Origin of the sequence: Paenibacillus selenitireducens, assembly GCF_002021565.1 — a bacterium.
Taxonomy (GTDB): Bacteria; Bacillota; Bacilli; order Paenibacillales; family Paenibacillaceae; genus Paenibacillus_K; species Paenibacillus_K selenitireducens.
The window spans coordinates 192,257-206,401 of the sequence record NZ_MSZX01000001.1; the positions used below are offsets into that span (position 1 = coordinate 192,257).

Here is a 14,145-nt window from a genome sequence, read left to right on the forward strand (position 1 = left end):
TATCAAGTGTAATCTTATCCGACACCTGTAAAAGAAAATCTGGTGAACAAACAGGAATGCCATCTGCTAACGATAAAAGGCGGATTTTAGATGAAACTAAAGTTAAACTAGTTCCTCTGCTATGACGGATTATAATGGGAATAACACAGAGGAGGTAGATTTAATCATGGTTAACCAAGTGCAAGCCAGTATTCAACTTTCATCTAAGCTTCCTGTTTCCTATACACCAGATGTGGTTGTGGTGGGAGGTGGAGCATCGGGTGTTGCAGCAGCTATGGCTGCCGCCCGTAACGGAGCTGAAACCTTATTGATCGAGCAACGAGGGTATTTAGGCGGAATGGGAACAGCAGCGCTGGTACCCGCGTTCTGTCCTTATACGGATGGTGAGAAACCTATCATACGGGGGATCGGCCTGGAGCTGTTGGAGAAGATGAAGCTTGCTGCCGGTGAAGCCTTCTACAGCCGTAATAAGGATAGATTAGATTGGGTAGCTATTGATGTTGAGATCCTAAAGTGTGTATATGACCAGGAAGTATTGGACAGCGGCGCTAAAATTTTATTTCACACCTTTGCCGATCAGGTTCTGTTGGAGGGAGATCGCATCAGCGGTCTTGTGATCAGTAATAAATCCGGACGATCGGTCGTTCAAGCTAAGCTGTATATCGATGCCACGGGGGATGCGGATCTCGCAGCGCTTGCCGGCGTGTCATTCCAGACCGGGGGAGAGCATGGTGAATTGCAGCCAGGCACGATGTGTTATGTAGTCACAGGAGCGAACAAAGCTCGCTTTGATCAATTTCTAATCGATTCGGGACAAAATATAGCCTTGGAGAATACCGTCATAGAGGCACAGCGAAATGGGGATCTTCCACAAGGACGTAAGCGTATTTCAGGCATTGCTTGGATTACGGATACGGTTGCTGGCTTTAACTTTGGACATATATTTGGAATTGATGGCACAAAAGCGGAGGATTTAACCCGAGCAGCCATCGAAGGACGGCAATTAATTCAAGTGCAAATCCAATTTTTGCGTAAATATGTGCCGGGGTTTGAGGATATCCATCTCGTCCATTCCGGTGATCAAATTGGTATTCGTGAAACACGGCGGATCGCAGGTGACTATACACTGGTCGTGGAGGATTACATGTCGATGCGATCGTTTGAGGATGATATCGCGCGCAACGCCTACTTCATTGATATTCATCTCGCAAATGCCAGCAGCACAATGACGATCAAGTATTTGCCAAAAGGAAAATCACATGGTGTCCCTTATCGCTGTATGCTGCCGCAAGGTAAATCCAATCTGATTGTAGCTGGACGCTCCGTCTCATCCGATCGTCCGGTGCAGGGCTCGCTTCGTGTCATGCCGAATTGCTTTGCGATGGGGCAAGCCGCAGGTACGGCAGCGGCCATGGCGAGTGTGGATGGAGGAGGATTCCGCGAAATATCCGTATCCGGGCTTCAGCGTAAGCTGATCGAGCAAGGCGCTTGGCTTGGGGAGCGGCCGGGTTATGCAGAGCATGATCAAACTGCTGTTTCCAGTCATATTGAATTTGAAGAGGAATGTTAGGCTGCCGCTAATAATAATAAAGGTCGACCTCCTGTTAGGCTAGGCAGGGGAGTCGATCCTTTTGTTTTTCTATAGGTTGATACTGTATTTCCAGTTATACTAAATGAGCAAGGGATAGGAGGTCAATGGTCTTATGTATCGATTAGTTATTGTAGACGATGAAGCTGCCGTTCGCTTTGGACTAAGCACCTATTTTGACTGGAGTCGGTATGGTATTGAGGTTGTAGGTGAGGCTGATGATGGGGATGTGGCCTTAGAGGTCATCGAGCGGGTCAGGCCGAATATTGTGCTTACGGATGTTCGTATGCCCCATATGGATGGAATTCGTTTATCCATGGAAATTAAGGAGAGGCTTCCGACCACCCAAATTGTATTTGTCAGTGGTCATGATGATGTTGATTATCTTAAGTCTGCGTTGAAGGTCAATGCGGTTGATTATATATTCAAGCCAGTGAATATGCAGGAGCTGACCACAGTTATTGAGCGCGTAGTGGCTGTGTTGCAAGATGCGGAGCAAGAACGCACATATATTGTAGATATGCAGGTTAAGCTTACGCAGAGCATGCCTTTACTGCGCGAGAAGTTCCTCATGTCCTTGATTCGCGATGGGGTAACACATCCGGAGCGTATTAAGTATAAGCTTGATTTCCTTGGACTTGATCTGCCGATGGCAGCTGATTACTGGACCATCCTAGTGAACATCGATGATAGCGCAGTCGTCGTCTTAACTCGCTCCGAGCGGGATCAGCAGTTGCTTTCCTATTCTGTTCTGAATATTATACAGGAATTAATCAATCGGAATATGCATGGATACATGTTTGAGAATAGAAATGGTGAGTTCGTAGGTATTCTGAGAATGGGAAAAGGGGATAACCAAGAGGAGCAATTGTTCCGTTTAGCAGAGGAGATTCGCGATAATCTCCAGCGATGGCTAAAGATAAGTGTTACGATCGGCGTTGGCGAGCGCATCTCATCCCTGACTTCATTGCCTCAATCGTATACGCAGGCACGTGAAGCTGCTGAACAGAGATGGTTTTTAGGCAAAAATCATATCCTATCGATCGATAATTTACAGCAGGATAAGAACACTTTCTATCGATTCGATCTTGCTCAGGGAGAACGTATCTTGTCTATGGTGAAAGCAGCGGATAAGGATAAGCTGCTATCAGAGCTAGATAAGGTTTTTGAACCGTTGGCACGCAGCCGCAAGGAAGGACTTGTTACCTGTCGCCATGTCAGCTTGCAATTGATTTTACTAACAAGCCGTCTTATGCTGGAATTAAATATGCTGACACCGGAAATAGCAGACAAGGAGACGCTTCTCTGGGAGCAGGTTTTTAAGCAAGAAACGATGCTTGATTTAAGAGCTATTGTAGAAGCTCATATGCTAGAGGTGTGTGAACGTGTTGGTGAGAAGCGAAATGGAAAGCCCAAAAATGTGATAGAGAGAATCCATCTCTTGATCGACCAACGTTATGCGGAAAATTTACAGGTAGGCGATATCGCCAAGGAGGTCTTTTTATCTCCAACCTACTTATGTCTCTTATTTAAACAGGAAACGGGAGAAACGATTAATGAATACATCACAAGGGCCAGGATCGAGAAGGCGAAGGAGCTGCTAAGAGATCCACGTAATAAGTTCTACGAGGTCTGCTATAGGGTAGGTTACTCTGATCCTAGCTATTTCAGCAAGCTATTTAAGAAGATTACAGGTCTCACACCGAGTGCCTTTCGTGATCAATAGATGTGAAGGCGGTGAAGCAGGGTGAAGAGCCTTCTGAAGAGAAGTTGGGACTACGGCTTGCTGATCTTGAAGGGAGTTATGGCGGTTAAGTCATGGCTGTTGGCCTATATTGTCTTCATTCTGATTCCTGCATCGATTCTGATGTATGCATATACGCAGAAATCATCGCAGATTCTGGAAGAAGAGGTAACCTATTCGATGTTGCAAACGCTTAAACAAGCCAGTATTAATCTGGATTATCAGTTTGACTCTGTACGAGATACATCCAATATTATTTTCATGAACCCCAAGTTGCATCAATATTTAAGCAGCACGGCAACCGTTGGTCAGCAGCTGGATTCGCTCAAGGAGCTGCGATATTTGGTTGACAATGCCCAGACGAATCCAAATGTATTCCGAGTGCGATTGTTTGTGAATGGCAATCGATTGTATGCTGGTGAAAAAATCAATTTTTTTACGTTGGATACCTTGAAGGATAGACCTTGGTTTCGACAAGTTAGGGAAGCAGGAGGTACTATACTGTGGACAGGCGCCTATTTAGAATCTTATATAGACACTGAATCCACCTATGTGTTCTCGGGTGCCAGAATTCTGAGGGACCCTGACGATTACGAACAGATTTCAGGGTATTTATTGATTGATGTAGCTGAGAAAACGATTGAGCATATTTTGTCCAAAATGAAGCTGACCCAGGAAGGCCATATTTATTTGGCAGCTCCCGATGGTACGATTAAATCTAGTAACGAAAGGGAATCGCTGGGGACCACCATGAAATCAGCTGAAGTGTTGGAGGCATTAGGGCAAAGGGACGAAGGAATTGTTCCCCTGATGAAGGATAAGAACCCTCGATATGTAATTTACACGAACGTTCTTTCAACAGGCTGGCGGCTAGTGGCAGAGGTACCTAAAACGGAGATAACCTCTCGTGTGATTGCGTTGAATCAGTTTTCAGGCGTAGCGACTTTATTTGGTGTAACCATTCTATTTTTGCTGCTTGTATTCATATTGCTCGCTGTGATTGTACGTGGGATGAACCGCAGGATACAGACGGTCATCATGACGATTAAGCGGGAAGGCATTGACAGCTTGGACGATCGGATCGGAACCTCCGATGCACTGCTCGAGAATAGTGTGGATCATTTGATACATAGAGTTCATGATTTGATGGAGGAGACCTATCGATCCAAGGTACAGGAGCGGGAAGCTCAGCTGCGTGCTTTGCAGGCACAGATCAATCCACACTTCTTATACAATACGCTGGATACCATTAATTGGATTGCGATTGGACGTAATGCTCATGATATTAGCCAGATGATTGATGGCTTGGCCAAATATTTCCGGCTTAGCTTGAATAAAGGCAGAGACTTAGTAAGCATAAGTGATGAGCTAAATTTGGCCAAGGTTTACTTGGAAATTCAGCAAACACGATTTCCTAAGAGTTTCACCTTTTATTTTGAAATAGAAGAAGACCTGGATCATTATGAAATGCCCAAGCTGACGCTGCAACCCCTAGTCGAAAACGCACTTCTGCATGGGATACGTAAATCAAAGGGGAAATCTGGAATAATCCAAATTCGGGCTTGCCGGGATGGTGAAGATCTGGTTCTATCCGTTACGGACAACGGGATTGGCATGGAGCAAGAGCTTGCAGACAGTTTGTTGACCGAGCCACAGCTGGACCTGCGTTCTGACGGGGAGGGCAGCTCTTATGGCTTATATAATGTAAATGAGAGAATTAAATTGTTTGCAGGAGAAGCTTATGGTTTGAGTATTCGTTCAAAGCTTGGTGAGGGTACGACAGTTTCGGTTCGTTTTAAAATAGCATAGCATGGCGAAAAGGAGGCTGTCCCAGCAGTAGATTTTCTACTTGTGGGGCTGCCTTTTTATATTGTGTAAATACCTTAAGATACTACCCGAAACCAAAGCATTACCATCTACAAATAGATCGTGCCACTCTTTATAATACGAATATAAGAACACGGAGGTGAGCCGAACTTGAGTATGATACGGGCAGAGCTTGAACAGCAAACAGCTCACATGAAGAGGAAATCAATACATAAGAGCCGCTGGAAGCTATTTCGAAATAATTACGATCTGTATTTATTATTGATTCCTGGCTTGATATTTTTGCTTCTATTCAAATATGCACCGATGTATGGGATCATCATTGCTTTTCAGGATTTCAACATTTTTGATGGGTTTATCGGAAGCAAGTGGGTTGGACTGGGTCAATTCGCGAAGCTTATTCATTCGGACGAGTTCTATCAGGTATTCAACAATACGCTGTTAATCAGTTTTTACAAAATAATTTTGCTCTTCCCCGTACCGATCATCATCGCTCTTTTCTTGAATGAGGTGCGCAGGGCTGTATTTAAGAAGACGATCCAGACGATTATATTTCTTCCGCATTTCTTGTCATGGGTCATTATTTCCGGGTTATTCATGAATATCCTTTCTCCGTCCGGTGGGTTGGTGAATCATGTCATCGAATGGCTGGGAGGGACGCCGATCTCCTTTTTCCTCGATAATCACTTTTTTCGAAGTGTTGTTGTTTTTACGGCAGGCTGGAAGGAATCCGGGTGGAATGCCATCATCTTTATTGCAGCGATTGCGGGAATTGAACAAGAGCAATATGAGGCAGCCTCCATCGATGGCGCAGGACGGATCAGACAGATGATTAACATTACACTTCCAGGTATACTGCCAACGATCATTCTAATCTTTATTTTGCGTCTAGGCTACTTACTCGAAGCTGGGACTGAACAAATATTAACGATGTATAATTCGGTCGTGTATTCATCAGGCGATGTGATTGGTACCTTCGTATACCGCCAGGGACTAGGTCAGCAGGATTATAGCTTTAGCACGGCAGTAGGCTTATTCAACTCGGTTGTTGGTTTGATCTTGATCGTATCTGGTAATGAGCTTAGTAAAAAATTAATTAAACGAAGTATATGGTAGGTAAAGCTTATGGACTACGAAAAACTTTAAGGAGGTATACATATTGCATAAAAAAACGATAAGAGACCGATCCTTGGATCTATTAATCTACCTATTTCTCCTTCTTGTGGGAGTAATAACCCTGCTGCCTATAGCCAATGTGCTGTCCAAAGCGGTGAGTGATGAATCGGCTGTCATTTCCGGCAAGGTGGGGATTTTACCGGTAGGCTTTCAATTGCAAACGATGAAATACGTTATATCCTCCAGTCAATTTATTACTTCCATAGGTATTTCTATGCTGGTTATGATTGTAGGAACCGTGCTTGCGATTGCATTAACAGCCTTGACGGCCTATCCCTTATCGAAAAGAAATTTGCCGGGCATTTCCTTTATTATGCTGCTGTTTATATTCACTATGCTCTTTAATGGCGGGATTATTCCTAACTATCTGTTGATGAAGGAGCTTCATCTGATCAATAGTCTATGGTCCTTAATTCTTCCAGCTTTAATTAGCGTATTCAATATGCTAGTCATTAAAAGTTACTATGAATCACTTCCGGAATCATTAGAAGAGTCTGCCAAGATAGATGGAGCCAGCAACTTTACGATCTTGTTCCGTATCGTTATTCCTTTGAGTGGTCCCGTTCTGGCAACTATCGCTCTTTTTTATGCCGTATATTACTGGAACGATTATTTTAATCCGATGCTTTACATTAACGATGCAGGCTTAAAGCCACTGCAGTTGTACCTGCGCGACATTGTTATGGATGCAGATAGCTCCTCCGCTATGAATAAGAGCGCCGACGATATGATGAATGTCTCTCCGGAGGGTGTTCGCTCTGCGACGGTTATCGCTTCGATCATACCGATGCTTCTCGTCTATCCTTATTTGCAAAAGCACTTTGTCAAAGGCGTGCTGATTGGCTCTGTTAAAGGTTGATGATCCGAATTGCCTTACTTTATTGCATTAATGCCCCCGATGTGCATCGTGGGATTAATGATATAGTACACAAATGAATAGGGAGGTCTACCCATGGCAATGAACTATAAAAAATGGATGATGGCAACACTCGTAGGAGGATTATCTGTAACATCTCTGGTCGCTTGTTCCTCTACCGGAACACCAGGAGCTAGCAGCATAACCCCAGCTAGTAAGCCATCAGCAGAGGTCTCAAAAGCAACGACAGAACCCAAGTCTGACTTGAAAACACTCCAAATCTGGCAGAAGGATGATTATAATACGTATCCGGTAGCCAAATATTTGGAGCAGAAGACGGGTTATAAGGTTCAGTATGATATGCTGCCGCAAGACAAGCCCGAGGACAAGTTAAATATATTGATTGCTTCCGGTGAGCCTTATGATGCGATTACAATATATGGAAGTACTGATTTCAAAGCGCTATACTCCGACTATGCCAAAAAAGGTGCCTTAATTGAATTGGGACCGTTGATCGACAAATTTGGACCCAACATTAAAGCAGTCATAGATCCGGAAGCTTTGGAAGCTGCCAAGGTGGATGGAAAGCTGTATGCGATCCCCACCAAAAGCATCTCGAATGTAAACACAAGCTTATACATTCGCCAAGACTGGCTTGAAAAGGTAAATATGAAGTCGCCTACTACATTAGATGAGCTTACAGCGGTTCTGAAAGCTTTCAAAGAGAAGGATCCTGGCGGTAATGGAGACAAAAATATACCTTTAACCGTAAAAGGTGAGGCTCCCTTCATTGATAATATTGCTGGCGCATTTGGAATTCCAAATTTCTGGAATAATGTAAACGGCAAGATGACACCCCGTATTTTAGACCCTGCGTATCCGGAGTATGTGAATTATGTTGCCGACCTTTTCAAACAAGGACTGTTGGATAAAGAGTATGCAGCCAACAAAGATGCTACGGCTAAAGAAAAATTTACAAGTGGAAAAGCAGGCATGATCCTGTTGAACTGGTCTGACGTTCCCACGATTGCCGATGCTTTAACGAAAAATATTCCCACGGCGAAAGCGAGCTATATTTCGGCATTGAAAGGTGAGGATGGAAAAGCGGGACTTGCTGCATTCAGGGGCTTTGACCGACTTACTTTTATTCCTAAAGCTTCCAAGCATCCGGAAGATGCGATGAAGTGGATAAATGCTAAGCTTGAAAAAGAAACGTTTATTAACATGACCATTGGTGAAGAAAATAAGCACTATACATTGAAGGATGGCACTTATACGCCTATTCAACCTATCTTTTCCGAGGAGCGCAATGCGGCCAATAATTTCTTAACGGGCTCCGACGACACGAACTATCCGATCTACTGGCAGGCACGTGTTCGCAAGGATATGCGTTTGTTCGAAGCATGGGAATTTATGAACAAAAAAGAGCCAGCCAATACGAAAGTAGAAGATCCATTAGGTTTTGCTCCGTATCTGCCTGAATTCTCGAAAAGCTTTCAGCAATTGAACACGATGGTGGGGGATTATACGATGAAGCTGGTTTTCGGTGCTGAGCAATTGAGCGGTCTAGATGCTTTCATCGCCAAATTCAAATCCTCAGGTGGAGAAGCAAGTTATAAAGAAGTGAATGATTGGTACACTGCGGCTAAGAAGTAGCAGAGTAACACGATACAACAAAAGCTAAGAGTGGAAGAAGACACAACAGCGTGTCTTCTTCCACTCTCAACTTTACTTAAGTAAATGGAAAGGGGAATATAATATGGTAAAAAATAAATGTATTAAACAAATTGTAAGCGCATTCATATCTCTAACTCTACTGTCGGCAATGTTCATAGATCAACGAAATCCCGTTCATGCCGCGGACTATACGGCCACAATAAATATCGATACGAATGTTGAATCGAGCTTAAGTGAAAACTTCGGGGGATATAATGGGGATTTTCAAACTTATGGCATCTTATACACGGATCAGACGGCCATCGATTTGGCAAATGGATTGAATGGTCGTGTGTTCCGTTTTCCCTCCGGGACGGATAGTGACTATTTTGACATGAGGAGAGGGGATGACGATGACGAGTGGGTATCCCAATTTTTCGGAAAAATGCCCACATTCCATGCGGCCGTTAACGACGGGCAAATCTTGAGAGCCAAGCCTGACAAACATCAACTTCAGGGTTGGAAATATTTTCTCGACCACGTGCAGGGAGAAACCATGATTATTATCAATGGATTCACCGATACGCCAGAAACGGCAATGGCGATTGCGAAATATTGCAAGGATAATCAGATTAAGGTTAGCGCCTACGAGCTGAGCAACGAAGCTTTTTTATTCAGTAAATTTTTTCCGACGGCAACGGATTATGCGGATAAAATGAAACCGTATTATGATGCAATCAAATCCGTAGATTCGAAAGCACAGGTAAACGTCATGTTTTCTCAAGGTGAAAAACCCGAATGGGATAAAGAACTGGCTGCTTATCCAAACAAATATTGGGATGGCGTATCCTATCATTTTTATCGGGGCGGTGATCGGTATTCAACGTTCGACCAAGCGCGCAAAGACCTGAATTCCGCCTTGGCCGAGCGTACCAATTCGTATATTGATTCCTATTACCTTGCGAAAGGTAGACCTGATATGCCTGTAACGATAAGCGAGTTTAATACAACTCCTTCAACGATGACCAATTTGTCCACATCTGGGATGATAAAAACGCTTTATAATGGCATATTCGCCGCTGAATATACGACCAGATTGTCCAGCCATCCCAATGTGAAACATGTGCTTCTGCATGCAATGATGCAGTTTGGCACACAGCCCACCAATAGCTATGCTGTCGCGATGCGAGATGCATATGAAAAAAAGACGACATTAGATACAACGGGTTACGATTTTGGTATTTATAAAAGCGGTGCTGCTTTAGGGTTGCAAATCACCTATGAAGCGATCAACAACAGCTCCCACTTATGGAAAACAACCACTTTGGGAGGGGCAGAGGTTAACAAGTATTCGGGCAGCAACATGCCTGCTTTATATTCGCAGGCATATAAGGGGAAAAATAATAAAAACTATGTCATGATCACAAACAAATCGGACAGTGCTCATACCGCAACAATCAACATGAACGGAGCTCCCGTAGCATCCAATATGACGAAAACATATATCTCATCAACAGACCCTGAAATAAAAAATACAGTGGCTGACCCCAATGCTATCGCCATTCAAACGGAAGATACACGCAATCCGGTAACGATTCCGCCATACAGCGTGATGAGAGTAGAATGGGATGCTTCCGGAGGACAACTGCCGCAGCCTACTCGTATTGTTCAATCTATTGTTGGTAATAGTCAGGTTGAGCTAACTTGGCTTGATTCACTGCTTGCAACTGGATATCTCGTGAAGTACGGGACGACAGCTGGCGTTTATACAAATACGATAGATGCAGGCCAGTCAAAGAACTATACCGTGACGGGCTTATCCAACGGAACAACCTATTACTTTGCGGTAAGTGCTAAGAATAATACAGGCTCAAGCGTTAATTCGAATGAAGTCGTTGCCAAGCTTGTAAAGCCAAGCGCTCCATTGCTGGAAAGTCCGAAAGCAAAGGAAGGTTCCGTCGTACTTCATTGGAATAGTTCACCCAATGCTTCTGGATATTATGTGAAGGTTGGAACAGGATCCGGCAACTATACAACGGTTATAGATGTTGGCAATTCTATAGGCTACGAAGTGACCGGATTAACTAATGATACGGCTTATTATCTTACGGTATCCGCGTATAACGGTATGGGAGAAGGCTTAAACTCCAGCGAATATAGCGCGGTTCCGAAGGTGAATTTACCCTATTCCCCTCACACAGTTCAAGCAATAGCAACTGGAACGGGAGTTGATTTAACCTGGAGCCCCTCGTATTCAGAGAAATTTTATGAAAACTTTGAACTTGGAGACGGTTTATGGACGGTATTAAACGGTGAATGGGGGACTGTTCATAGTACGGAAGGCGGTCTTGGCAGTACCAACGTGTACCGAAGCAGCAATTCTGCCGGTTATGGTATGAGCGTTGCCGGAGACAGCACTTGGAAAGACTATGTTGTTGAAGCTGGAATCGTAGCGCTCGATTCTGTTACGGGAAACTATGGCGTGGCCGCAAGATATGTGGACACGAATAATTACTATTATGCGTATTACGATTCTCAGGAGAAAAATTATAAAATTGTTAAGCGATTTCAAGGGACAGAGGCGGTTTTGGCTTCATCCGAGCCCATAGCGGATCCCTATTTTATTCTTGGAGCAAATACGAATAATAAATTCAGATTTGAGGTATCGGGCGATAGGTTGACCCTGTATAGGGACGCAAATGTAATAGCTTCAGTGACAGATGGAAGTCATCCCCTTCTTTCCGGGAAAATAGGTCTTTACACGAACAACCAGCAGGCGGATTTCGACCGTGTGTCTGTGAGATTGGATAATGCGAGCGGTTATGCCATCAAAAGAAGTACGAGTCTAAATGGCGTTTATACGACTGTAGTGAGCGGAGTAACAGGAAGTACCTACAAAGATACCAGCGCAAATCCGGCACTCCATAATTATTATGCAATTACAGCGTTAAATGACAGTGGAGAGAGCACATATACTTCTCCGCTATCGATTGCTTATCCAATGGAACCGTTAATCAATATCGCGCCAAGCGCTATATTATCCGTTGATTCCACCAATGGTTCGTTCAGTGCGAATAAGGCGGTAGATGGAATAAAGAATGACAACGGCAGCAGATGGCTTTCTTTAAGCGGAGAGCCGCATTATTTTCAGATGGAATGGCCAACGGACAAATGGATCAGCAGTATTCAAGTTTGGAGCGGACTCATCGGAGGATATGGGTTCCAAATCAAAGATTATTCGATTCAGTACTGGGACGGAGAAGAGTGGAGGACAGCGGCTGCTGTTACCGATAATAAAAATGATGTGAATGTTCGTTCCTACAACATACTAGAATTGGATCATCCGATTATTACCAAAAAATTAAGAATGAACATAACGAAAGCCTCTGGCGCAGCCGGTTATACGGATGCCAGATTGTTAGAAATCGAAGTATTCGGTACGGATCGATATAAAAATATAGCGCCAAGCGCTGTGTTAGCTGTTGATTCGACGAATGGTTCATACAGTGCAAATAAGGCAGTAGATGGAATTAAAAATGACAATAGCAGCAGATGGCTTTCTTTAAGCGGCGAACCGCATTACTTTCAGATGGATTGGCCGGAGGAAAAGTTAATTAAAGGCATCAACGTCTGGAGTGGGCTGATCGGGGGCAACGGATATCAAATCAAAGACTATACCATACAATATTGGGATGGGGCCAATTGGACAACCGCAGCGACTGTAACCGATAACACCTACGATGCCAACATGGGTTTGTACAATTCTCTGAAGTGGAGCACTCCCATTCCCACCAAGAAAATAAAAATGAACATAACGAAAGCCTCTGGCGCAGCGGGCTATACGGACGCAAGATTGTTGGAAATTGAAGTGATTGGAGCAGATTTACCCGCTACGACGGCGAATTTATCGCCTTCACAGCCGGATGGACCCAATGGGCGGTACATGAATCCGGTTACCGTTACATTGTCCGCCCCGCATACATTATGGGGGGTTACACAGTCCGTATATAGTCTGGATAGTGGGAATACGTGGCTGGCATACACTGGGCCGATCACGTTTGAGCAGGATGGCGTCTACCCTATCCGTTATAGATCGGTGGATCATGAAGGCAATTCAGGGAGCATTCAGACGGTTTCATTCATCATCGAAAGGAATTCTGACACGGTGGCACCTGTAACGACGGCGGCATTGTCTGCTGCTCCGAATGGCGAGGGCTGGTTTAAAGAAGATGTGACGGTTACCTTGACGGCTGTAGATGAATCAGCGGGTGCGGTGGGGACCGAATACAGTATCAATGGCGGGACTACAACTGCTTACGTGGCACCATTTGTCATTCAAAACGAAGGAACGAATACGATTGGATATTTCTCTACAGATGCCGCAGGGAATGTGGAAGCGGCGAAATCTTTGCAGGTAAAATTAGATAAAACAGCGCCGGAGGCTATATTAACACAGTCCGGGCATGCAGTTACGGATGTGACATATGCGGATACGCTGAGATTTGATTTGATCAGTACAGATGCACTCTCGGGTGTGGCAACTCAGACGTTGACTTTGGATGGCGCTGTAATTAACAGCGGTCAAACCATTGCTGCAGGTAGTCTAGCATTAGGTGCACATACAGTGCAATACAGTGTAGTGGATGCAGCGGGCAATTTGGTGCAGTCGACACAAACATTCAACGTGAATGCGGGGGTTGGGGCACCTGGTAAACCAGTTTTGTCAGATAATAACGGTCAAGCAACTGGATTAAAAGATGGTAACTATACAGTCACGATGAACATGTGGTGGGGGAATAACGGCTCGGTGTTCAAGTTGTACGAAAATGGCGTACTTATTCGTACGAATACTTTGACAGATGCGTCCCCGGCAGCACAAATGGCTAAAGTAGATGTGAAAGGCAAAGCGAACGGTACCTACACCTATACAAGTGAACTTATTAATTCTTTCGGAACGACAACCAGCAACCCACTTGTGGTCATTATTACGGACGCTTCCCCAGGTAAACCGGTACTATCTCAAGATAATTGGGATGGAGATGGAAACTACAAGATAACGATGAACATGTGGTGGGGCACCAACGCTTCCGAATATCGCCTATACGAAAATGGCATTCTGATCGAAACGAAGAGCTTGAATGCAGCTTCTCCAAGTGCTCAAAGCGCCGTGACGACGATTGCTGGCAGAGCGATTGGTGTGTATGAGTACCGTTGTGAATGGGTCAATGCGGGTGGCGTTACCTCGAGTGATATGATTACAGTAAAAGTAACGAAATAAGAGGCAACCTATCCCCGCAA

General features: G+C 44.4%; 7 protein-coding genes. All 7 read left to right on the plus strand.

Annotated features, from left to right (window positions below; genetic code table 11):
- Positions 1-166: 166 nt before the first annotated feature.
- The 7 genes from BVG16_RS00905 (at position 167) to BVG16_RS00935 (ending at position 14,125) form a co-directional block, all read left to right on the plus strand.
- On the plus strand, positions 167-1,570 hold the full coding sequence (locus BVG16_RS00905) for an FAD-dependent oxidoreductase (RefSeq protein WP_078496661.1): 1,404 nt from the start codon (positions 167-169) through the stop codon (positions 1,568-1,570).
- Between the two features lie 133 nt (positions 1,571-1,703).
- On the plus strand, positions 1,704-3,314 hold the full coding sequence (locus BVG16_RS00910) for a response regulator (RefSeq protein ID WP_078496662.1): 1,611 nt from the start codon (positions 1,704-1,706) through the stop codon (positions 3,312-3,314).
- A 21-nt stretch (positions 3,315-3,335) separates the two neighbouring features.
- Positions 3,336-5,141 carry a cache domain-containing sensor histidine kinase gene (locus BVG16_RS00915; protein WP_078496663.1) on the plus strand — a complete coding sequence of 602 codons (1,806 nt, stop codon included), beginning with the start codon at positions 3,336-3,338 and terminating at the stop codon, positions 5,139-5,141.
- 210 nt (positions 5,142-5,351) lie between these two features.
- On the plus strand, positions 5,352-6,275 hold the full coding sequence (locus tag BVG16_RS00920) for an ABC transporter permease (protein ID WP_078497242.1): 924 nt from the start codon (positions 5,352-5,354) through the stop codon (positions 6,273-6,275).
- A gap of 43 nt (positions 6,276-6,318) precedes the next feature.
- Positions 6,319-7,194, plus strand: coding sequence for a carbohydrate ABC transporter permease (locus BVG16_RS00925; RefSeq protein WP_078496664.1), 876 nt, complete (start codon positions 6,319-6,321; stop codon positions 7,192-7,194).
- A 93-nt stretch (positions 7,195-7,287) separates the two neighbouring features.
- Entirely contained in the window at positions 7,288-8,847 is a 1,560-nt protein-coding gene (locus BVG16_RS00930; protein WP_078496665.1) for an extracellular solute-binding protein, read from the plus strand.
- A gap of 103 nt (positions 8,848-8,950) precedes the next feature.
- Positions 8,951-14,125 carry an OmpL47-type beta-barrel domain-containing protein gene (locus tag BVG16_RS00935; RefSeq protein ID WP_078496666.1) on the plus strand — a complete coding sequence of 1,725 codons (5,175 nt, stop codon included), beginning with the start codon at positions 8,951-8,953 and terminating at the stop codon, positions 14,123-14,125.
- Positions 14,126-14,145: the final 20 nt, after the last annotated feature.